Here is a 20,821-nt window from a genome sequence, read left to right as displayed (position 1 = left end):
ATCCCCGGGTAATTTCGGATTTGTCTTATATTCATTGTTGAGGTGAGCCGATATCGTTGTGTCATGGTTACCAAGGCTGGAGATGTCCATGACACCGTATCGCGATCTGAACGACCAAGAGTGGCGCTGTGTTGCGTCGCTTCTACCCGAAATGCAGCCGCGCACCGAGTTGCGCGGCCGGCCGTTGGCCAATACGCGTGCCGTCCTGAACGGCGTGCTCTGGGTGATCTACAGCGGCGCAACGTGGTCGGCCATGCCGCGTCGTTACCCTTCGTACCAAACTTGCCATCGTCGCTTCAAGGTCTGGCACGAGACGGGTACGTTGATGAGTGTCATGCGTGAGCTCTATGGCGACGCAGGCGTGAAACTGTGCAACGAGTTGTCCACGCGGATGCGCAAGCACACGCAATCGAAGGCGGCGGAAGCACGCAGCAATGCGGCGCCCGCATATCGCGCACCTGGCAGTTATGCGTCGGACACGCTGAAGCATGCAGCGTGATCTTCATCCGTTCCACCTACGCACGCACCAAAACAAAATCGGCCTGACGACTTCGTCGCAGGCCGATTTTTTCATTGCGCCGCGCATTTAAGCGCGAGCCGCATTATTGCTGGCGAACCCAGGTCTGCGAACGACCGAGCAGCGACACGCCGATGTAGCCGCGCACGACGAGTTTCTGGCCGCCGTCTTCAAGCGTCATCTTGCACTTGTAGACCTTGCCGTTTTCCGGGTCGAGAATGTTGCCGCCGTCCCAGTGGTCGCCTTCCTTCTTCATGGCCTTGATGATCGTCATGCCCTTGATGAGCTGATCCTTGCGCTCGTCCGTGCAGGCAGTGCAGCGGCGATCCGGCGTATCGTTCGCGCCGAGGCCCTTCACGACCTTGCCGGTCAGCGCACCGTCACCGTCCTCGGCGATCTGTACGAGTGCCTTCGGCTGATGCGTGTTGTCGTCGATCGTCTGCCACATGCCGATAGGGCTGTCTGCTTGTGCGAACGTGGGGGCGGCGCAAGCGAGCAGTACGCCTGCGACGGCGATTGCACGAAACGGGTGGGTCAGTTGAATCATTGTCGTCCTCCTTGTTTTGCATGTCGTGTGCGATTTGCTCGCACGACCGTCTGCATGGGGCGGGCATGTTGCGAGCTTCGCCAGAATACGTGAAACCGCGTGCCACGTTTGATAGAGGGGACTCTAATCGAAACAGCCCGCGTGGCGCGGGCTGTTTGGTGACCGATCAGTTGAGCTGATATGAGAATGCGGCGTTGATGCGCGGGCTGCGTGACGCGCTTTCGACGGGAGCGTCACCCACCGGCTTCGCGACGTTCAGGTCGAGGCTGTAGAAGCGGCTGTCGGTGAAACGCACGCCGATACCGACCGACGACATGCGGTTCGGCGACGGTGTGCCCGCATGCAGGTACACACGCGCCATGTCGTAGGCGATGTACGGCGTAACGGATTTCATATACGTCCAGCCCGGCGTGAAGCCGCGGTTGACCTCGAGCGACATCCCCCATCCCGAGTCGCCCGACGCTTCGCCCGGCTGATAGCCGAGCGCGTAACGCGTCGAGCCGAACGAGATCTGCTCGGACGTCGGCAGCGAGTCGGGGCTGTATTGGCCGGTCAGCGAGACCGACGTGCCGATCCGGAACGGCCACTCGTTGGTTTGCGTGAAGGTCGCGCCCGTGCGGACGAACGTCAGCGAAGTCGGGTCGGCGTACGTGATCGTCGAGCCGTTGGCCTGGGCGACCTGCGATTTCGACGCGCCGAGGATGTCGAACGCCTTGGCCACGTTGACGCTCAACTTTCGCACTTGCTTCGGCTGGACGCTGGTGTAGTCAAGTTGCAGTTGCAGTACGCGGACCTGCGACCGATTGTTGAGCGTCGCGCCGTTGATCTGGTTCTGGTAATTGTCCTCGTTGTGCGCCGCGTAGCCCGACACCGTGCCGAGCAGGCTGCGCTGGTTGTTCAACAGTATCGGATAGGATGCCGAAAGACCCAGTTTCTCGTTCTTGACCGTACGTTGCACGTACGACGGCAGCCCCGGGTTGTCGGTCGGCTTGCCGCGATAGGTGCTCGCGTCGAGGCGCGTGATCAGGCCGCTGCTGCCCACAGGTACCGCGCCGCTGAATGCGAAATAGGTTTGCTTGTCGCGCCCAGGCGGCGCGAGCGCGGAAATGCTCAGTTGCTCGCCGAACGACGTGAGGCCGTTTTCGGTCGCGGTGATGAGACCCTGGACGCCCGGGTGGTTGAAGTCGATACCGGTGCTGACGTTGAACGGCTTGCGGTCGACCGCGAGCTCGAGCGTGGTGGCACCGTCCGTGGTTTGCGGCGGCGGTACGTTCGCCTTGACCGTGAGGCCGGGCAACAGGCCGAAGGTGTTCACGTAGCGTTCAAACGTCGCGCGGCGCAGCGGGCGATCGGCAGTGATATGCGCGGCGATTGCACGAATCTTCGATTCCATCGCACCGGGCTTGCCGGTGACCTTGACGTCCGATACATAGCCTTCGACTACCGTGATGCGCACGACGCCGTTCTCGAACGTCTGCGCCGGAACGAACGCGAACGACAGCGCGAAGCCGCGATCCTGATACAGCTTCGTCACGCCGTTGGCGGTTTCGATCAGTTCGCCGATCGTGATGTCCTTGCCGACGAGAGGGGTGAAGCGACGCGAGATTTCCTCGAACGGAACGGACTTCACGCCTTCGACCTGGAATGTGGTCGGCGTCAGGTGGCGCGACAGCAACTCCTGCAATTGCGGCGCTTGTGGTGCGACCTGCACGGTCACGTTCGGGCCGGTTTTCGGCGCATTGATCTGGGGCAGGGAGTCGAGCGGGTTACCGCCGACGCGCGTTTGTGCATGTGCCGTGCCTGCTGCCGCGATGGCGAGCAGCATCATCCATCTGTCGAGTCTGGATTTCATTGTTCTTCCTCGTTGGCCTTGCTCTTCGTCTTCTTTGTAATGCCGGCGCGCGACACCAGGGTGCCGCGCGCCGCGTGCCGCAATGCCGGTTGTGTTTGTACGGCCGCGCCATCCGCTCCGGCTGCGAAGGTGCGACCGTCCTCCTTACTTGCCAACGCTACCCAGCGTACCCAGCAATCCCGTTACCGGTGCCAGCAGCCCCGTCGAGTTGCCGCCCGACGTTGCCGTACCCGTGACGCTGCCAACCAGCGACGTGATCGGTGCGAGCGGGCTCGATCCCCCGGCTCCTGCTGCGCCGCCCACTGCTCCGGTGACAGTATTCAGCAAACCGGTTACAGGCGCGAGAGGGTTTGCACTGCCTGCACCACCCGTAGCGCCACCGAGCGTGCCCGTGACCGTCGACACGAGATTCGTGACGGGCGCGAGCGGGCTGCTACCCGAACCGCCGGTCGCGCCGCCGAGTGCGCCCGTGAGCGAACCGAGCGGCGTCGAGCCGAGACCCGACAGCAGGCCGCCGAGCGGATTCGTCGAGCCGGAACCCGACGACGTGCCGTTCTGTACGGTCGCCGTCGAGCCGCCAACGAGGCTCGTGATCAGACCGGGGATCGGTGCCGCGCCGTTCGGGCCGTTCGGGTTGACGAGGCCACCCGCGTTGGTCACGGTGTTGCCGACCGCTGTGACGAGCTGACCGACGTCGCCGACGAGCGGCTGGCTCGACGTGCCGGCGACCTGCTTGCCGGCCGAGCTGATGGCGCCGCCGATCTGGCCGAGCAGGCCTGACACGGGCTGACCGAGGCCGGTGGTCGTGCCGACCTGTTGCGTGACCTGGCCCGCGGTAATCACCAGCGGCGTGATCGCCGAGCTGAGCGGCTGCGTGACTTGCTGTACGGCACCCGACGACAGCGTCGAGCCGACCGTGGTACCGGCCGCCGACAGGCCGTTCGCGACTGTGTCGAGCACCGTGCCGACCGGCGTCGTGACCGGCGCGAGCGGTGCCAACGGGCCGGTGCCCAGCGCCTTGACGGTCGAGCTCAGGCCGGACACCGTGTTGCTCGTCGCGCCGACGACGTTGCCGAGGCCGGCGACCGTGGTGCCGACCGGATCCTTGATGGAGCCGGTCTGGCCGAGCCCGTTGCTCAACGCATCCGCGGCCGCGTTGATGATCGTGCCGGTGCTCGACACGGTGCTACCGACACCCTTCGTCACGCCGTCGCCGAGGCCCGGCAGGCTGACGTTGCCGATCGTGCTGCCGAGGTCGGTTGCGGTCTGGCCGAGCGTGCTGACGGCGCCCTTGGTGCCGGTCGGCGAGCCGCTGGTACCGCTCGTGCTCGGCGTACCGCTCGTGCTCGGGTTGTTATTGTTGCTGCTGCTGGTCGGCGGCGAGCTGACGCCACCACCGCCGCAGGCGGCCAGCAGGCAGGCGGCGGCGAAGGCCGTGAGGGGCGCGCGCCATTGGCGCAGGGCGGCTGTCGTGAGAGAACGTTGCTGGGACATGATGGACTCCTCGCTGTCTTGTCGATTGATGGATGTTGGTTTACTTGCCGTGCGTGCCGCCGAGCAGGCCGCCGATCAGCGACGTGACGGGCGCGAGCGGATTCGACGACGAACCCGAGTTCGTGACGGCGCCCGTGCCGCCGGTCAATGCCGGTGCGCCGACCGCGCTGGTCACCGTGGACACGACGTTCGTCACCGGGGCGAGCGGGCTGCTGCTGCCTGCACCGCCCGTCGCGCCGCCGAGTGCGCCCGTTACCGCGCCGAGGAGACCCGTGACCGGGGCGAGCGGGCTGCCGCTCGTGCCGCCCGTTGCGCCGCCGAGTGCACCCGTGACCGTCGAGACGAGGCCGGTAACCGGGGCGAGCGGGCTGCTGGCGCCACCCGTTGCGCCGCCGAGCGTACCCGTGACCGTCGTGAGGAGACCCGTGAGCGGTGCGAGCGGGTTGGTCACGCCGCCGGTGCCACCCGTGAGCAGGCCGCCGACGGCCTTCACGGTGTTGCCCGTCGACGAGACCGTGTTGCCAAGGCCGGTCGTGGCAGGGTTGCCGCCCGCCGACGCGAGCAGGGCGCCGGCCTGGTTCAGGCCGTTGCCGACCGTGCCGAGCAGCGTGTTGACGGGCGCGCCGAGGCCGGTCGCGGTGCCGATCGTCTGGGTCGTCTGGCCGACCATCGTCGTGATCGGCGTGATGGCCGAGCTGACCGTCTGCGTGACTTGCTGGATCGGGCCGGTTGACAGCACGTTGGACAGCGTGGTGCCGCCGTTCGCTACCGCGTTGCCGACCTGCGTGACCAGGCCGCCGACGGCGCCGGTGACGGGTGCGAGCGGCGACAGCGGGCCGCTGCCGAGGCTGGTGACGAGGTTGCCGGTCTGCGTGACTGCGCCGCCGAGCTGGTTCACGACGCCGCCCGTGCTGGCGACCGTGACGCCGACCGGGTCTTTCGTCGCGCCGAGCTGGCCGAGGCCGTTGCCGACGCCATTGCCGAGTGCCGTGACCGCGCCGCCAACGCTCTGCACGATGCCGCCTGCCGCTTGCGTCGTGCCTGGGTTCACGCCCGGCAGCGACTGGCCGGCGATCGCGGTGCCGACGCCCGACACGGTGCCGCCGATATCCGTGATGAGATTGCTGCTTTTTGCGATGACGGTACCCACTGGATTCGCCGACACGCCGGAGGTGCCGCTCGTACCGCTGGAGGTACCGCTGGAAGTGCCGCTGGACGTTCCACTCGTGGTGCCGCTGGTCGACCCACTCGTCGAGCCGCTGGTGCTGCCCGACGTGCCGCCGCTCGTCGAGCCGGACGTGCCGCCCGAGGTGCCGCCGCCCGACGTGGAGATGGAGTCGCCGCCGCCGGAGCTCGAGCCGCCGCTGATGCCCTTGCTGATCGAACCGGAGCCGCCGCACGCGGAGAGGGAAAGCATGGCTGCAACGGTGGCCGCGATCAGAGTCGTCCGGAACACGCCATGAGGGATAACCTTAATGTCCATTTCTTCCTCGCATTAAAAATGTGTTGTGAACTGCGTTGTGTTGAGTGGTGCGCGGACTACTCTGCAACTGTCGTGCCATTTCGATGCTCGACGGTTCGACAACAGGTTTTAAACGGGGCAATTCCTTGTCGGAAAAGGAAGTTATGGAAATTGAAAGATTGTTGAATCTGTTTAAGGACGGATGAATGAGAACGGTTTCGAGTGTTTCGTAACGTAACGTCACAACATTGGCGTTACGCGTGCGGCGTAACGTGGGGCGCGCGCAGGCTTGGTGGACGAGGCAATTGTTTTACTGGTGGATTAGGTGTGCACATCTAACCTATCGTAAATCCTATGTGTAAGTAGTACCGAAACGCCGTACAAATACGTTGCGCTCCGGGTCATTTTTCTCGATCCAGGCCGTTAAAAGAGGTTGGAAGTTAAATAGGATCGGATATAGAATCCGAAGCAGATGTAAGCAAATGTACGGTTCGGTACACAACGTTCGAGGAGGGTCACTATCGCGAATGTTAACTTGCATCAAATGTTGAGCCATGCCCCTCGGGGCAATCTATAAAGAAAGCGCACCCGGTTGTCGTTGCAGCACATGTGGCGAACAGCGCGGGGCAACGGCTGGATATGCGGGGACGTATACGTATAAAAGGCCAAAGAACGCAAATACAGGCACGAGGAATAAAATGAGAGCAAACATCAAGCGTTTTCTTAAGGAAAACAACGGGGTTACCGCGATCGAGTACGGGCTGATTGCGGGTCTTATCGCTGTCGCGATCCTGGCTGGTGCCTCAACGATCGGCACTAATCTTGGCAATATGTTCACGAACCTCGGGGCGTGTCTGACCACCCCGAGCGGGACGAACTGTACGGCTGCCAGTATCTTTAAGTAACCCACCTGGCGTTAATTGGTACGACCTCGAAACATTGAGTCGTCTTGATGTTGTGGCGGGCGGATTGCCGTTGGCAGTCCGTCCTCCGCGACATTTGTCGCAGGTTGCGGTGCGATGGCACATTTCATTTTCAGCGGGGTGTTCCTGGTCTGGGCTGCGTTCGTCGCAACCAGCGACATCCGTTATCGGCGCGTTTCGAATTCGCTCGTTCTGGCGGGGTTGGTCTTCGGCCTGAGTGGAGCGTATTTCAACGCCGGCCCATTCGGCATTCTCCCGGCGCAGGCGATGATCGGCCTGCTGGTCGGGTTGGTCGCCTTTTTTCCGCTTTTTTTGCTGCGCGTCATGGGTGCGGCGGACGTCAAGATCTTTGCCGCGATCGGCGTGTGGTGCGGCGCACATGCGCTGCTGTGGATCTGGATCGCCGCCAGTCTTGCCGCCGGCATTCATGCTCTGGCCCTGATGCTGCTGTCGCGCACGTCGATCGGCGCGTTGTGGCAACGGGGCCAGCCGGCAATGGTGCTTGGCAAATACCGGGCAACACCTTATGCGGCATGTCTCATGGCGCCAGCTGCTGCATGGGTTGTCTTTCTTGTCGCAACGGGGGGCGTGCGATGAAACGACAGATGTGTCCGCGTGGACGCCGTCGGCAGCGTGGCGCGACGGCAGTCGAGTTTGCGATCGTGTTTCCGTTGTTGTTCGTGATTTTCTACGGCGTCGTCAGTTTCGGGATGATCTTCACGATTCAGCAGAGCCTGACATTTGCCGCCAGCGAAGGTGCACGGGCCGGGTTGGTTTACGCCCCCACTCTTGCGGCGCGCATAACGAACGCCACAACGACTGCGCAGAGTGTCGTGGCCTGGCTGAATGTCGGTACGCCGCAAGTCGTGGCACCGCCGTGCAGTTATGACACGTCGGTTCCACCGTCGTTGTACTGCCTGTCGGTTACGGTGAATTACACCCCCAAGGACTGGATAACAACCATGCCATTTCTGGGAAGCATACTGAATCGACCGTTGACGAGTACGGCGGTCGTGCAGATTCCGCAGTCGATCCTTTGAAGTACGTATCGTGACGCGAAGGGCCCGCTGACGCGCGAATCACGCAGAAACCCATCGGACTTTCATTCCGGCATCCACACAACAACATGGCCAACAATTTAACGAAGATCATCGCGGGACTGCTGATTGCAATCGCCGTATTGCTCGGAATCTACGCGTGGATGCTCGGGCGCAGCACGCAGAATGCGACGCCAGTCCAGCAAACCGTGGCGGCCAGCCCGTTTCCGGTCGTGATCGCGACACGGGTGTTGCCCGCCGGCCAGCCGATCACGGCCGACGCACTGAAGATCAAGCAGACGGCACCGGTACCGACGGGTGCGTTTGCCGATCCGTCCGTGCTCGTTGGCCGGGTGCCGGCAGCGGATATTCCGGCTTCGTCGCCGGTTGTCGCGGGGGCGCTGGTGTCGGGGCTTGCGGAGGACGTACAACCGGGCGAGCGTGCGATCGCAGTGCGGGTCGACGAAACCAATGCGGTCGGCAACCGGTTGCGGCCCGGCAATTTCGTCGACGTATTTCTGAATTTGAAGCGCGAAGGCGGGGGCACGATGCTTGACGGCGAAGTTTCGCAGACGCAGGCGCGGCTGCTGTTGTCGAAGGTGCGTGTGTTGTCGTTCGGCGACGCGACACCCGATCGAGACAGCGGCAATACCGCCAACGGCAACAACGGTCAACCGTCCGGTGTCCGCATCGCGGTGCTTGCGGTGCCGACCGCGCAAGTCGATGCGCTGACGCTCGGCGAGGCGAGCGGGCGCCTGACGTTCGCGTTGCGCAACCCGCGCGACGACGAGCTTGCGATACAGACGGTCGCGGTGCGGACGGACAACAAGCTGTCGCCGTCGGCGCTCGCCGCCGCTGGCGTCTCGCTGCAGCAACTATCCGGCACACAGAGAGCCGCGGTGGTCAATGTGAACGTGCCGCCGTTGCCATCGCGTCTGCCGCCGGCGGTGCGGACGGGCGGGGGCGGCGGAGGCGGCATCGAAGTGATCCGCGGCGGCCGGTCGGAAACGGTTGCCAATTGAACGACATCGACGGCCATCGATATCAGCGACGACAAGTAAAGGGCCGCGTGACGGTCGACCAAACAATGAAAAACACACTGATTGGATTCGCGATTGCTATCTGCACCATGACTTTGGCGTCGTTTGCGAGCGCGAACGGCACGATCGAGCTGGCGGTCGGCGCGCAGCGGCAGCTTTCGGCGGGCCGCGCGCTGCAGCGTGTCGCGGTTGGCGATCCGACAATCGCCGACGTACTGATCATGAAGGGCAGCCGCTCCGGTTCCGTGCTGCTGACGGCGAAGGCACCCGGCGCGACGAATGTGATGCTGTGGGAGCGCGGTCACGACGAACCGACGGTCTGGAGCGTCGAGGTTGTCGACGCGGCGGCGCAAGCGGTGCTCGACGGCTCCACGCCGCGCGTGAATGCATACGGTGGCACTGCCGTGCTGCAGGGTTCGTCGGCGTCGCTCGATGCGCATGCGCGCGCGGCTGCAGTCGGCAAGAACATGAGCGGGAAGGGCGCCGTGATCGATCGCTCGACGATCGCGGGCAAGAGCGTCGTGCAGGTCGACGTGCGGGTCGTTGAATTCAGCCGCTCGGTCCTCAAGCAGGTTGGGTTCAATTTCTTCAAGCAGAGCAACGGCTTTTCGTTCGGATCGTTTTCGCCCGGCGGTGTGCAATCGTATAACGGTGGGTCCCCTGGCGCGGCGGGGTACATTCCGACGCTCGGCTCGCCTGTCTCGTCCGCGTTCAACCTGGTCGTGAACGCTGCGGGCCGCGGGATCTTCGCCGACCTGTCGCTGCTCGAGGCGAACAATCTCGCCCGCGTGCTTGCGGAGCCGACGCTCGTTGCGTTGTCCGGCCAGAGCGCGAGCTTCCTCGCCGGCGGCGAGATTCCGGTGCCGTCGCCGCAAGGGCTTGGCTCGACCGCGATCCAGTGGAAGCAGTACGGTGTCGGACTGTCGCTGACGCCCACGGTGCTGAGCCCGCAGCGGATCGCGTTGAAGGTTGCGCCCGAATCGAGCCAACTCGATTACGTGAACAGCGTGACGATCAGCGGTGTTGCGGTGCCGGGAATCACGACGCGTCGTGCCGACACGACGGTCGAGCTCGGCGACGGCGAGAGCTTCGTGATTGGCGGCCTGATCGATCGCCAGACCATGTCGAACGTCAACAAGGTGCCGCTGCTCGGTGATTTGCCGATCATCGGTACGTTCTTCAAGAATCTGAACTATCAGCAGAACGACAAGGAATTGCTGTTCATCGTGACGCCGCATCTCGTCGCACCGATTGCGAAGGGCGCGGTATTGCCCGCGACACCTGGTGAACTGTCTGAGCAGCGGGACGGGCCGGTTTGGAAATCGTATTTGGGCGGAGCAGCATCGCCGGATGCAGCTCCGGGTTTTTCGAAATGAGTGCGATGCATCGCGAGTCGCGACGTATTGCCACGCCTTGCGTAATCCGGGTTGTTCAACATGAACGCGCGAATCCAATCATTGTGTGAACCCGCCGTGACAGACTATTTCGTTTGCGCATCGCAACAGGAGGCGCACGTCCGCTGGTTGGCCGATACGCTCGTATCGGCCGGTGCGGTCGAGCCTGCGTCACTTGAGCCGGGCGTGCTCGCGCAGCGCATTACGGGTCTCAATCCGGCTCTCGTATTCATCGATTTTTCCGGCGGCAGCACGGCGGCGAGCGTGGCGGCCGCAGCGGTACGCGCATCGCATCCGGGCCTGCCGATCGTTGCGCTCGGCTCGCTCGCACAGCCGGAGAGCACGCTGGCCGCATTGCGTGCAGGCGTGCGCGATTTCATCGACGTGTCGGCGCCGCCAGAGGAGGCATTGCGCACGACTCGCGGACTGCTTGCGAACGTCGGCGAGCCGGCGAGCCGCCATGGCAAGGTCGTCGCATTGCTTGGCGCGCGCGCCGGCATGGGGGTGAGCACGCTCGCTGCGAATCTCGCCGTATGGCTGCAGAAGCGCGCGGTGAGTTCGGGGGGGAGCGGCGAGTCGAATGGCGGCACACCGGCCGGTCGCCAGACCGCGCTCGTCGACCTGGGGCTGCCGGCAGGCGATGGCGCGCTGTTCCTGAATACCCGCTGCGAATTCCATTTCGTCGATGCGGTTCACAACCTGCGCCGCATCGACCGAACCTTCGTGAATACCGCACTGACCCGGCATGAGAGCGGTGTTGCATTGACGACGCTTCCTGCAGATCTCGGCGGGCTGCGCGATGTCTCGTATGCGTCGTGTGCCGGATTGCTGAACCGGTTTCGAGCCTTCTTCGATCAGCAGATCGTCGATCTCGGTGGTTTTTCGAATCGCGAGTTCGTTGCCCAGATGACGACGTCGGCCGACGAGGCGTGGCTCGTCTGCGATCAGGGCGTCGCGTCGATCGTGTCCGCAGCCGATTTGCTCACCGGTTTGCGCGACGCGGGTGTCGACACCGATCGCGTCCGGCTCGTCGTCAACCAGTACGATCCCGCACTCGACCTGACGCCTGCACAGATTGCCGAGCGTCTCGGCCTGGCGCTGGTGGGTACGTTGCCGTCGCGACGCGTCGCGATCGGCCATGCGGCAAACCAGGGCCGGCTCATCGTCGACATGACGGAGCGCGACCCGTACGTTCGCGCGCTCGAGTCGCTTGCCGCGCGGCTGCCGGGCGTGTCGGTCAGATCGACCGCCACGCGACCGGCATCCGGCCTGTCTGCGCTGAAGCGCTTCATTCAACCCTCGTCCAAGCGGTCGTAAGCGATGGCACACGACATTCAATTCGCCGACGGCGCAGCGCCGTTCTCCCAGACGCAGCAATTCCACGACATCAAGAATGCCGCGCATGAACATCTGCTGACGCGCATCGAAGAACTGGGCGCCGAATTCGGCCGATGGTCCCGACAGGCGATCAACCAGTTCGTCGATCTCGAGATCGACAGCTTCGTGCGCCTGCGCCGCATTCCGCTCAACGAGAACGAGGTGCGTACGATCGCCGAGGCGCTGACCAAGGAGCTTGCGGGCTTCGGGCCGATCGAGGACCTGCTCGCGGACCCGGCCGTCGAGGACATCCTGATCAACGGCTACAACGACGTGTACGTGTCGCGTCACGGGATCCTCGCGAGGCTGCCGGTGCGCTTTACCGACAACGCGCACCTGCTGCGGATCGTGCGCCGGATTCTCGCGCCGATCGGTCGTCGGCTCGACGAGTCTAACCCGATGGTCGACGCGCGGCTGCCCGACGGTGGCCGCGTGAACGTCGTGATCGAGCCGCTGTCGATCGACGGCCCGGTCGTATCGATCCGGAAATTCCGCAAGGATCCACTGAAGCCGTCCGATCTGCTCGGCAACGGCACGTTCAACGAAGAGATCAACACGCTGCTCCAGGCAGCGGTCGAGGCACGCTGCAACATTCTCGTGTCGGGCGGCACGAGTTCCGGCAAGACGTCGTTGCTCAACGCGCTCGCGTTCCACATTCCGGAGATCGAGCGTGTCGTGACGATCGAGGATACGGCGGAACTGTCGCTGAACCACCCGCACGTCGTGCGGCTCGAAAGCCGTCCGGGCGGGTTCGACGGCACCGGCGTCGTGTCGATTCGCGACCTGTTGCGCAATACACTGCGGATGCGCCCTGACCGGATCATCGTCGGCGAAGTGCGCGGCGGCGAAGTGCTGGAAATGCTGCAGGCGATGAATACCGGTCACGACGGCTCGATGGGCACCGTGCATGCGAGTTCGCCGCGTGAGTGTCTGTACCGTCTCGAGATGCTTGCCGGCTTTGCTGGCTTCCAGGGCACCGAATCAAGCCTGCGCCGGCAAATCGCGAACGCGATCGACTTCATCGTGCAGATCGGGCGTCTGTCGAACGGGCGGCGGCGGATCCTGTCGATCACCGAAGTGACCGGATTGTCCGACAACATCATCGCGACGCAGGAGCTTTATCGCTATGAAGCGCGCGTGACGCCGGAGGGCGAGGAAGTCGACAACTGGGAAACGCTGGGCATTCATCCGCATTCGCCGAAGCTCGCACGATTCCGTCAGACGCTGACGAGCGGCGGGTTTGGCGGTGGCTTCGGTGGTGGCGGGTTCGGCCGCGGCGGCGGGGGCTTCAATGTATAGCGCGATGGCGTGGGTGCTGGCTTTCGCGATGCTGTGCGTCGCGGCGGCGGTGATGCTGTGGCGTCACGCGGAGAACCGGCGCGTACGGACCGACGCGAAACGCTTTATCGACAGCCGGCTCGAACCGGGCGCACGTGCCGGGGTTGCCGCACGGGCAGCACGGCCGTCGACGGCCGGTGCCGAGCGTGCGATGTCGCCGCAACCTGGTGCTGCACGGAGCGCATCGTCTGATACGTTCTGGAAGCATCAGTATGCGGTCGCATCCGAATATCTGGCGAACCTTGTGAGTCGCGCGGGGATCGAGGATGCGCGCGGCAAGACGCTGGTCGCGCTTGCCGTGTTGGTTGCGATCGCGGCGTTCGCGGGCAACCGTGGTGGCGCGCTCGCGTGCTTCGCCGCGCTCGCGTGCGGCTGCTCGATTTTCGGCGTCTGGCTCGCGTCGCGAATTCAGCGGCGCAGGCTGAAGATCGTCCGGCAGATCCCGTCGTTCCTCGACGGCATCGTGCGTCTCGTGACCCTTGGCAATAGCGTGCCGGCGGCATTCCAGTCCGCGCTGCTGACGACCGAGGAGCCGCTTCGCGGCTGTCTCGATCACGTGTCGAGGATGTTGCGAGGCGGTGTCGAAATCGATCGCGCAATGGTGCACATCGCGAAAATCTACCGGACCGAGGAGTTCGAACTCGTCGGTTCCGTGTTGCGACTGTCGGTCAAGTACGGCGGCCGCGCGGACGTGATGCTCGAGCGCATGGCCGTATTCATGCGCGATCTCGAACAGGCGGAACGCGAGTTGACGGCGATGTCGGCAGAAACGAGGTTGTCGGCGTTCGTGCTCGTGATGCTGCCGATCGGGATCGGCAGCTTTATCGTCGTGACCAATCCGAAGTATCTGCACGGGATGTGGAACGATCCGAGCGGGCGGACGCTCCTGATGTTCGCGTTCCTGTTGCAATTGGCCGGCAGTCTCTGGCTGTATCGAATGGCTCGGCTCAGGTGATGTTATGACAGCGACTCAGATCGGAGCGATTGCCCTGGGGAGCGGCGCACTCGGCGTGCTGCTGTTCGGCATGATCGCATTGTTGCGCGCGAGTGCCGCGACGCGCGCCGAGCGCGCGCTTGTCGATGCGCTCGACCGGCGCATGGCCACGCTCGAAGCAGCGAAAGCGCGGACCGCGCCGGACGGAGGCGAGGCGCCAGTAAAGCCCGCCGTCCGGCGGGGACAGCGCGTCGAACGAATTCTCGATCGCCTGTCGGCGGCTGGTGTGCGCTGGCTCGATACCGGGCTCGGCAAATACGCTGTCGCGGAAGAGGATCGCCGCTTGCTCGAGCAATGCGGGTACGTCGACACGCGCACGCGCGGGCTGTTCCTGAGCGCGCGGGTCGCATGCGGAATCGGGCTGCCGCTGCTGTTCGCGATTTTCGCGAGCGGGCATATGAAGGGCAGCACGTGGATGGTCGGCTTATTTGCCGCTTTCGGGCTCGGCTTCATGTTGCCGAAGCTATACGTGCAGCGCCGCGCGGCGGCGCGGCGTCAAAGCGTGATCGACGAATTGCCGTTGCTCGTCGACATGCTGCGTCTGCTGCAAGGCGTCGGGTTGTCGCTCGATCAGAGCCTGCAGGTCGTGACGAACGATTTTCGCGGAATGATGCCGGTACTGTCGTCGGAAATGGGGATCGCACAGCGCCAGTTCGCGGCAGGCCGGACGCGCGAGCAGTCGTTGCAGCGTCTGTCCGGCGGATTCGACAACGAGGATCTGCGCGCGATCGTGCGATTGATGGTCCAGGTCGACAAACATGGCGGTGCGGTGCAGGAGCCGCTCAAGCAGTTCGGCGACCGGTTGCGCGAGACGCGCCGTGCGATGTTGCGTGAACGGATTGGTCGATTGACCGTGAAGATGACTGGCGTGATGGTGTTGACGTTGCTGCCCGCCTTGCTGATCGTGACGGCCGGACCGGGTTTGCTGGCCGTGACGCACGCACTGTCGTCGCGCCATTGACGGTGGAAGGAAAGACGATGAAGCGGATCAGCGGGATGGCATCGCAAATGGGTGTGGCTGCGGCAGCAGTGCTGCTGCTCGGTGCGTGCGCAACCAAGGAAAACGGGTACGGCGTCAGCTCGCAGACCGAGCGTGCGGCGCTGATGCAGGCGGCCGATCAGAAGCAGTCCGTGCCGGATACGCCCGGGATGTACCTCGGTCTGATCCAGCGGATGCAGGGACAGGGGCTCTACTTTGCATCGCTCGCGCATATCGATGCGTACGACAAGACCTATGGCGCGATTCCGGAGTCGATCCTGTTGCGCGCGGACGCACTGCGGATGACCGACCAGCCGGCCGCAAGCGCGGCCGTCTATACACAACTGCTGAAAACGCCGCTTGCCGCGCGAGGTTATCGCGGGCTCGGGTTGATCGCCGGCGCGGCAGGCGATTTCGACCGTGCGGCGCAGGTGCTCGCGCAGGCGTCGGATCTTGCGCCGACCGATGCGTCGCTGCTGTCCGATCTCGCATACGCGAAGTTGCGCAGCGGCGACGTCGTCGGTGCGCGGGTGCCGTTGATGAAGGCGGCCGAACTGGATCAGCGCAATCCCAAGATCGTCAGCAATCTTGCGCTTTACCTGATCGCGGCGGGGCGTACACAGGATGCTCAGCGGTTGATGAATCAGCAACATCTACCAGCGGATATCCGCAAGGACATCGCCGGCGACGCGGCGAAGATCGTCGCGGCGGCACGGGCGCAGCAGCGTGCGGTCGCGACACCATCGGTGGTGTCGCGTCGCGCTGCCGCAGCGCCGATTACACCGATGGCGAACAATTTCGGCTATGACCAGACCGTGCCACTGTTGCAGCGCTTTGCACAATGAACAGACATCGGGGGAACGACATGAACAATAAACATCATCGAAACGTGCGCGTGGGCCGGATCGCAGCACTCGGTGCGATCGTGTGGATCGTGGTCGGCTCGGCTGTCGCCTATGCACAGGATGCAGGTGCGCCGCGCGCGTCCGATGTCGAGCGCTCGGCGAAGGAATGGCTCGCCATGCAGCGCGGCAATCTTGCTGCTGCGCCGGCGCAACCGGTGCTCGGCGACGTTGCGTCGCTTGTCTATCAACGCTATCTCGACTCGTTCAAGAACAAGATTCCCGACACGATGAATTCGCAGCTCGGCTCTGCCAGCGGCATGTCGGGTGGCGGGCAAGCTGCGCAGTAGGCGAGACGGCGATGCGCACGACTCAATCACACGCGGTTCGGCGGTGCCGGGCCAGCTGCTTGCGCAAACATCACCAGCGCGGCGGTGCCGGGATCATGGCGACGATCTTCCTGGCGATAGCGGTCATTGTGCTGGGTGCGACGGATATCGGACGCTACTATGCCGAACGACGCCATATGCAGTCGGCTGCCGATTTGGCCGCGCTTTCTGGTGTTACGCAGGTCGCCAGCGACGCCACTTGCACGGCAGCAACGACCGCGGTCAATCAAGTCACGAACGTGCCGGCAAGCCTGCTGTCGGGAAAGGCCACTGCAGCCGTGACGTGCGGGATCTGGAGCCCGCCGGCAACCAGCGGCGCCAGCGCACAATTTACGCGTACCTCGGGAGCCCCGCTGCCCGCCAATAACCAATGCGCCGGCTTGTCAGGCGGAGCGGTCGGCGCGGGGCAATCGGTCAACGCGGTGTGCGTGACGGTTTCGGAGCCGGTGAGCGGGATCTTTATCAACGGCGTCACGATCAGTGCGTCGGCTATCGCCAAGAGCGTGCCGACCGACAGCTTCACGCTGACCACGTCGCTGGCTGCGTTGAACGGCGGGTTGGCCAACAAGTTGCTGCAAGTGCTGACGGGGTCTCCGAATGCGCTGAGTCTGAAGGTCCTCGACTACCAGGGTCTGGCGCAAGTCAACCTGAAGCTGGCCGGTATTCTCGCCAATCTGCCAGTCGGCACGACCACGGGCGTATTGAACGGTACCGTGACGCTCGGCCAACTGGCCACTGCCGTATTGCAGGCAGCGACACAGCAAAACGTGGCCGCGGCGAATTTGACGGTGCTGAATGCGCTGAACATCGCCCTTTGTTCGACCGGTGTCTGCACCGGGCCGCAGATCGCGCTCGGCCAATTGGTTTCCGCTGCAACCGCGACCGGAACCTCCGCAGTTGACGCTAGCGTCAATGCCCTCGGATTGCTGTCGACCGCATTGCAGATCGCGAATGGCACGAATTCGGTCGCCATTCCGAGCGTCACGGTCCAGACGCCTACGTTGCTCGCGCCGTTACTGAACGTGACCGTGTCGGGTTCCGTCAAGCTGGGGGCCAATCCGCCGTCCACCGCGAGTGGTCCGCCCGGGCCGTCGAACTGTGGAACGGACAATTGCACGACCAATACGTCGACCGCGCAAGGGAACATTTTCCTCAATACGTCGATATCGCTGCTGTCGAGCTGTCCTACCGGCGGATTGGTCTATCCGGGCGGCAGTTGCCCTTCGGGTAGTCCGACGCCGCTTGCTGCCGTTCAATTGCCGATCACCGCCTCCGTGGCGCCGGCCAAGGCCGGCCTCGCGTCCGTCACCTGTTCCGCGGACGGTACGAAGAGCGCGACTGTGAACGTGCAGACCGGAGTGGCTGCCGTGTATATCGGCGGTTCATCGACTACGCTGCTCAATCTCAACGCACCGTCTGGATATACGCCCGACAGCGGAGCAACCCCGATTCCGCTGGTGACCGTCAGCCTGCAGAGTCTGCTCGACCTGCTCGGCCTTGGTTCCGTGACGGATTTGCTCACTGCTCTGACGTTTGGGCTCATCAACCTGAATCAGATTTTGGTCAACATCGCCATACAGCCAGGACAGGTGACGATTCCTGTTGCCAATCAGAATTGGGCGCCGCTGACGTTTACGTATCCTGGACCTGGGTCGTCCGCGCTGCCGAGTCCTGGGTCGCCGTACATGCTTAGTACGACAACGGGTCAGTTTCTGGCGCCTGCTGTCAAGGGAATAGCCAATAGTGGACTGTCGTTCACGTTGTCGGCGCAGGGTGGCCTTGCAAAGGTGCTGGCCGGCATCTTGAATCCGGTGTTGAATGTCCTGACCGTGCCGCTCCTGAGCGCACTCGGAAGTACGCTCGTTCCGCTGCTCCTGCAACCGGTCGACTCTCTCCTGAACTCGGTCACGGGCCTGCTCGGTCTGAGCCTCGGGAACGCCTATGTCACGAACACACCGGACTCGATCAAATGCGGCAACCCCATGCTGGTTCAATAAATGCCTGAACGTTCAGTCATCAACGCGGGCAGCGTCGCTGCTGCGTGCAACTGCGCACTGATCTGCAATGCAAAGCAACTCGTCAATCACTGAAGCCGCACCCGAAACATGAGAACCACGCCAGCAATCGAAGAGCTCGACCTGTACGTCTGGGAAGGCAAGGCGGACATTGTCGACCGCGTCGCCCGGTGCATGGCGAGCTTCGACGTCGAAGTGATCCGCGCCGACAACGCGACGGTCTCGCCCGAGCGCGCCGCGATGCGGCGGTCGCTGGCGATCATCAGCGTGACGATGATCGAAGGCGGCGCGGCATTCCTGCGCGACTGGCAGGCCAATATCGGCATGCCGGTCGTCTGGGTCGGCGCGGCGCGCGACCACGACGCGTCGCAGTATCCGCCCGAGTATTCGCACATCCTGCCGCTCGACTTCACGTGCGCGGAACTGCGCGGCATGATCGGCAAGCTCGTCACGCAACTGCGCGCGCACGCAGCCGAAACGTCGCATCCGGCCGAACTCGTCGCGCACTCGGAATCGATGCAGGCTCTGCTGCACGAAGTCGATACGTTCGCCGATTGCGACACCAACGTGTTGCTGCACGGCGAAACCGGCGTCGGCAAGGAGCGCATCGCGCAGCTGCTGCACGAAAAACATTCGCGCTACCGGCATGGCGAATTCGTACCCGTGAACTGCGGCGCGATTCCCGACGGTCTGTTCGAATCGCTGTTCTTCGGTCATGCGAAGGGATCGTTCACGGGCGCGGTTGTTGCGCATAAAGGCTATTTCGAGCAGGCGGGCGGCGGCACGCTGTTCCTCGACGAAGTCGGCGATCTGCCGCTGTACCAGCAGGTCAAGCTGCTGCGCGTGCTCGAGGATGGCGCGGTGCTGCGCGTCGGCGCGACGACACCGGTCAAGGTCGATTTCCGTCTGGTCGCGGCGAGCAACAAGAAGCTGCCGCAGCTCGTGAAGGATGGGCTGTTCCGCGCCGATCTCTACTACCGGCTCGCGGTGATCGAGCTGAGCATTCCGTCGCTGGAAGAGCGAGGGGCCGTCGACAAGATCGCGCTGTTCAAGTCGTTCGTCGCACAGGTCGTCGGCGAGGAGCGGCTCGCTCAGTTGTCCGACCTGCCGTACTGGCTGACGGATTCCGTCGCGGACAGCTATTTCCCCGGCAACGTGCGCGAACTGCGCAACCTCGCCGAGCGTGTCGGCGTGACGGTGCGGCAGACGGGCGGGTGGGATGCCGCGCGGCTGCAGCGGCTGATCGCGCACGCGCGCAGTTCGGCCCAGCCGGTACCGGTGGAGAGTGCGGCTGAGGTCTTCGTCGACCGCAGCAAGTGGGACATGAACGAGCGCAACCGAGTCATTGCGGCGCTCGACGCAAACGGCTGGCGGCGTCAGGATACGGCGCAGCAGCTCGGCATCAGCCGCAAGGTACTGTGGGAAAAAATGCGCAAATACCAGATCTTCGACGAGGAGCCCGAGACCCGCGAAAGTGAGTAATTAATGAGATAAAATCGCGCTGAATTACAACGACTCGGGCGGGAATAGAACTTCATGAGCCATATGACGGGGTTGGGAAGGGCGTGCGTATTGTTCGCCCTGGCGGGAGGCATGCAGGGCGCATATGCGCAAAGTCTGGCGGACAGCGGTTCGCCGGCCGTACAGCAGGCATCGGCGCCGGTGGCGGCGATTCCGGTGATCGATTCGCAGACGTCGCTGCAGCCGCAGGCCGGCGAGTCCACGGGGCCGAGCACGGTCGACGACTTGCAGCGCCAGATCCAGGCGCACTCGCTGACGGAAATGCGCACGAGCTACAACGGCAGCTACGGCGCGAGCCTGCTGTTCAACGTGAAGGACGGTGCGTACTTCGTCGCGCTGTTCCAGCAGAAGGCGTTCTGGCGTGTCATCAAGACTTACGACGAAACGCGTGCGGAAGCGATTTATCGCGATTTCTCGCGCCAGGCGGAGCGGCTGGCCGTGAACGAACTGCGGGCGGCGAAGCTGGAATCGCAGAAGGCGCAAATGGACAAGCAGATCGAAGTCACGCAGGATCGCGCGCGGCGTCTGCAGGCCGATATCTCGATCGCACGCCAGCAGCAGGCGGCGGTCGCGGATCGCCAGAAGAGCGTACGCAACGAGACGGCCACATTGCAGGCGCAGCAGGCCGAGCTTCAGTCGCAACTGCGTGCGTTGCAGCAGCAGGTGCGTTCGTTGCAGCGTGAGGCCGATGCGGGCCTGCCGACGACGGCACGCTGAACCCGGCGGCGGTGCGGCGACATGCCGCGCGGCAGCACAAGTAAAAAGGGCAAGCCGGTTGGCTTGCCCTTTTGCTTTACTGGCCGTCCGGCACGATTCGCCGGCGGCGCGTCACGATGACCGGCCCGCTGCCGCCGCGGGAATCCGACGACGAGGCGTTGCCGGATGCGTCGCCGGTGTCGCGCGGTGCGCCGTAGCTTTCGCGCGGTTCACGGGGTTCGCGCGGGGCACCGTAGCCTTCGCGCGGCTCACGCGAGCCGTAACCCTCGCGCGGTTCGCGCGAGCCATAGCCTTCACGCGGTTCGCGGGAGCCGTAGCCGCCGTCGCCGCGCGATTCACGCGGGCCGCCGTGCGAGCCGTACGGGCTGTGACCGCCGCCTTCG

General features: G+C 64.0%; 19 protein-coding genes and 1 pseudogene. 15 read left to right on the top strand and 5 right to left on the bottom strand.

What is annotated here, in order from left to right:
• Window positions 1-88: 88 nt before the first annotated feature.
• Window positions 89-499: a transposase gene (locus F3J15_RS14495; RefSeq protein ID WP_069247828.1), complete on the top strand. Its 411-nt coding sequence runs from the start codon at window positions 89-91 to the stop codon at window positions 497-499.
• 103 nt (window positions 500-602) lie between these two features.
• Here F3J15_RS14495 and F3J15_RS14490 read toward each other — a convergent pair whose 3' ends face one another.
• The 4 genes from F3J15_RS14490 to F3J15_RS14475 form a co-directional block, all read right to left on the bottom strand.
• Entirely contained in the window at window positions 603-1,064 is a 462-nt protein-coding gene (locus tag F3J15_RS14490; RefSeq protein WP_069247829.1) for a DUF2147 domain-containing protein, read from the bottom strand.
• 166 nt (window positions 1,065-1,230) lie between these two features.
• A complete protein-coding gene (locus tag F3J15_RS14485) occupies window positions 1,231-2,916 on the bottom strand; it encodes a ShlB/FhaC/HecB family hemolysin secretion/activation protein (protein WP_166891900.1) in 1,686 nt (561 codons plus the stop codon).
• 144 nt (window positions 2,917-3,060) lie between these two features.
• Window positions 3,061-4,410 carry a collagen-like triple helix repeat-containing protein gene (locus F3J15_RS14480; protein WP_166891897.1) on the bottom strand — a complete coding sequence of 450 codons (1,350 nt, stop codon included), beginning with the start codon at window positions 4,408-4,410 and terminating at the stop codon, window positions 3,061-3,063.
• Window positions 4,411-4,450: 40 nt separating this feature from the next.
• The gene (locus tag F3J15_RS14475; RefSeq protein ID WP_166891894.1) at window positions 4,451-5,893 is read right to left on the bottom strand and encodes a collagen-like triple helix repeat-containing protein; all 1,443 of its coding nucleotides are present in this window, start codon (window positions 5,891-5,893) and stop codon (window positions 4,451-4,453) included.
• A gap of 677 nt (window positions 5,894-6,570) precedes the next feature.
• Between F3J15_RS14475 and F3J15_RS14470 the strand changes: the two genes are divergently transcribed.
• The 14 genes from F3J15_RS14470 (at window position 6,571) to F3J15_RS14405 (ending at window position 20,438) form a co-directional block, all read left to right on the top strand.
• On the top strand, window positions 6,571-6,777 hold the full coding sequence (locus F3J15_RS14470; RefSeq protein ID WP_089445491.1) for a Flp family type IVb pilin: 207 nt from the start codon (window positions 6,571-6,573) through the stop codon (window positions 6,775-6,777).
• Window positions 6,778-6,891: 114 nt separating this feature from the next.
• Window positions 6,892-7,392, top strand: coding sequence for a prepilin peptidase (locus tag F3J15_RS14465; protein WP_089445492.1), 501 nt, complete (start codon window positions 6,892-6,894; stop codon window positions 7,390-7,392).
• Window positions 7,389-7,835: a TadE family protein gene (locus F3J15_RS14460; RefSeq protein WP_166891891.1), complete on the top strand. Its 447-nt coding sequence runs from the start codon at window positions 7,389-7,391 to the stop codon at window positions 7,833-7,835. Before F3J15_RS14465 ends, F3J15_RS14460 begins: the two co-directional genes overlap by 4 nt.
• Window positions 7,836-7,921: 86 nt before the next feature.
• Window positions 7,922-8,854 carry a Flp pilus assembly protein CpaB gene (gene cpaB, locus F3J15_RS14455; protein ID WP_166891888.1) on the top strand — a complete coding sequence of 311 codons (933 nt, stop codon included), beginning with the start codon at window positions 7,922-7,924 and terminating at the stop codon, window positions 8,852-8,854.
• 65 nt (window positions 8,855-8,919) lie between these two features.
• On the top strand, window positions 8,920-10,248 hold the full coding sequence (locus F3J15_RS14450; RefSeq protein WP_089445495.1) for a type II and III secretion system protein family protein: 1,329 nt from the start codon (window positions 8,920-8,922) through the stop codon (window positions 10,246-10,248).
• 60 nt (window positions 10,249-10,308) lie between these two features.
• Complete coding sequence (locus F3J15_RS14445) at window positions 10,309-11,583, top strand: fimbrial protein (protein WP_166891885.1); 1,275 nt, start codon at window positions 10,309-10,311, stop codon at window positions 11,581-11,583.
• A gap of 3 nt (window positions 11,584-11,586) precedes the next feature.
• The gene (locus F3J15_RS14440; protein WP_089445496.1) at window positions 11,587-12,942 is read left to right on the top strand and encodes a CpaF family protein; all 1,356 of its coding nucleotides are present in this window, start codon (window positions 11,587-11,589) and stop codon (window positions 12,940-12,942) included.
• Entirely contained in the window at window positions 12,935-13,936 is a 1,002-nt protein-coding gene (locus F3J15_RS14435) for a type II secretion system F family protein (protein ID WP_166891882.1), read from the top strand. Before F3J15_RS14440 ends, F3J15_RS14435 begins: the two co-directional genes overlap by 8 nt.
• A 4-nt stretch (window positions 13,937-13,940) precedes the next feature.
• Entirely contained in the window at window positions 13,941-14,936 is a 996-nt protein-coding gene (locus F3J15_RS14430; RefSeq protein ID WP_089445498.1) for a type II secretion system F family protein, read from the top strand.
• Between the two features lie 17 nt (window positions 14,937-14,953).
• Window positions 14,954-15,799, top strand: a complete 846-nt coding sequence (locus F3J15_RS14425; protein WP_089483889.1) for a tetratricopeptide repeat protein — start codon at window positions 14,954-14,956, stop codon at window positions 15,797-15,799.
• A 20-nt stretch (window positions 15,800-15,819) separates the two neighbouring features.
• Window positions 15,820-16,146: a DUF3613 domain-containing protein gene (locus F3J15_RS14420; protein WP_166891879.1), complete on the top strand. Its 327-nt coding sequence runs from the start codon at window positions 15,820-15,822 to the stop codon at window positions 16,144-16,146.
• A gap of 11 nt (window positions 16,147-16,157) precedes the next feature.
• Window positions 16,158-18,182, top strand: a complete 2,025-nt coding sequence (locus tag F3J15_RS14415) for a pilus assembly protein TadG-related protein (RefSeq protein ID WP_275691216.1) — start codon at window positions 16,158-16,160, stop codon at window positions 18,180-18,182.
• Window positions 18,183-18,290: 108 nt separating this feature from the next.
• Entirely contained in the window at window positions 18,291-19,682 is a 1,392-nt protein-coding gene (locus F3J15_RS14410; protein ID WP_089445502.1) for a sigma-54 dependent transcriptional regulator, read from the top strand.
• Window positions 19,683-19,736: 54 nt separating this feature from the next.
• Complete coding sequence (locus F3J15_RS14405; protein ID WP_166891873.1) at window positions 19,737-20,438, top strand: DUF2968 domain-containing protein; 702 nt, start codon at window positions 19,737-19,739, stop codon at window positions 20,436-20,438.
• A gap of 76 nt (window positions 20,439-20,514) precedes the next feature.
• Here the strand turns inward: F3J15_RS14405 and F3J15_RS14400 are convergent.
• Window positions 20,515-20,821, bottom strand: a pseudogene (locus tag F3J15_RS14400) (RNA chaperone Hfq); the annotation flags it as partial.

Origin of the sequence: Burkholderia sp. Ap-955 (assembly GCF_011753045.1) — a bacterium.
GTDB classification, from domain to species: Bacteria; Pseudomonadota; Gammaproteobacteria; order Burkholderiales; family Burkholderiaceae; genus Burkholderia; species Burkholderia lata_D.
Note: the sequence above shows the minus strand (reverse complement) of the source record. Positions and strands in the feature narration are given on the sequence as shown.

Excerpts from the sequence above, each read along its gene's own strand:
- F3J15_RS14480 (WP_166891897.1), bottom strand. The coding sequence starts at position 4,410 with ATGTCCCAGCAACGTTCTCTCACGACAGCCGCCCTGCGCCAATGGCGC.
- F3J15_RS14410 (WP_089445502.1), top strand. The coding sequence starts at position 18,291 with ATGAGAACCACGCCAGCAATCGAAGAGCTCGACCTGTACGTCTGGGAA.
- cpaB (WP_166891888.1), top strand. The coding sequence starts at position 7,922 with ATGGCCAACAATTTAACGAAGATCATCGCGGGACTGCTGATTGCAATC.
- F3J15_RS14440 (WP_089445496.1), top strand. The coding sequence starts at position 11,587 with ATGGCACACGACATTCAATTCGCCGACGGCGCAGCGCCGTTCTCCCAG.
- F3J15_RS14490 (WP_069247829.1), bottom strand. The coding sequence starts at position 1,064 with ATGATTCAACTGACCCACCCGTTTCGTGCAATCGCCGTCGCAGGCGTA.
- F3J15_RS14460 (WP_166891891.1), top strand. The coding sequence starts at position 7,389 with ATGAAACGACAGATGTGTCCGCGTGGACGCCGTCGGCAGCGTGGCGCG.
- F3J15_RS14445 (WP_166891885.1), top strand. The coding sequence starts at position 10,309 with ATGAACGCGCGAATCCAATCATTGTGTGAACCCGCCGTGACAGACTAT.
- F3J15_RS14405 (WP_166891873.1), top strand. The coding sequence starts at position 19,737 with ATGAGCCATATGACGGGGTTGGGAAGGGCGTGCGTATTGTTCGCCCTG.
- F3J15_RS14465 (WP_089445492.1), top strand. The coding sequence starts at position 6,892 with ATGGCACATTTCATTTTCAGCGGGGTGTTCCTGGTCTGGGCTGCGTTC.
- F3J15_RS14450 (WP_089445495.1), top strand. The coding sequence starts at position 8,920 with ATGAAAAACACACTGATTGGATTCGCGATTGCTATCTGCACCATGACT.
- F3J15_RS14425 (WP_089483889.1), top strand. The coding sequence starts at position 14,954 with ATGAAGCGGATCAGCGGGATGGCATCGCAAATGGGTGTGGCTGCGGCA.
- F3J15_RS14435 (WP_166891882.1), top strand. The coding sequence starts at position 12,935 with ATGTATAGCGCGATGGCGTGGGTGCTGGCTTTCGCGATGCTGTGCGTC.
- F3J15_RS14420 (WP_166891879.1), top strand. The coding sequence starts at position 15,820 with ATGAACAATAAACATCATCGAAACGTGCGCGTGGGCCGGATCGCAGCA.
- F3J15_RS14430 (WP_089445498.1), top strand. The coding sequence starts at position 13,941 with ATGACAGCGACTCAGATCGGAGCGATTGCCCTGGGGAGCGGCGCACTC.
- F3J15_RS14415 (WP_275691216.1), top strand. The coding sequence starts at position 16,158 with ATGCGCACGACTCAATCACACGCGGTTCGGCGGTGCCGGGCCAGCTGC.
- F3J15_RS14495 (WP_069247828.1), top strand. The coding sequence starts at position 89 with ATGACACCGTATCGCGATCTGAACGACCAAGAGTGGCGCTGTGTTGCG.
- F3J15_RS14485 (WP_166891900.1), bottom strand. The coding sequence starts at position 2,916 with ATGAAATCCAGACTCGACAGATGGATGATGCTGCTCGCCATCGCGGCA.
- F3J15_RS14475 (WP_166891894.1), bottom strand. The coding sequence starts at position 5,893 with ATGGACATTAAGGTTATCCCTCATGGCGTGTTCCGGACGACTCTGATC.
- F3J15_RS14470 (WP_089445491.1), top strand. The coding sequence starts at position 6,571 with ATGAGAGCAAACATCAAGCGTTTTCTTAAGGAAAACAACGGGGTTACC.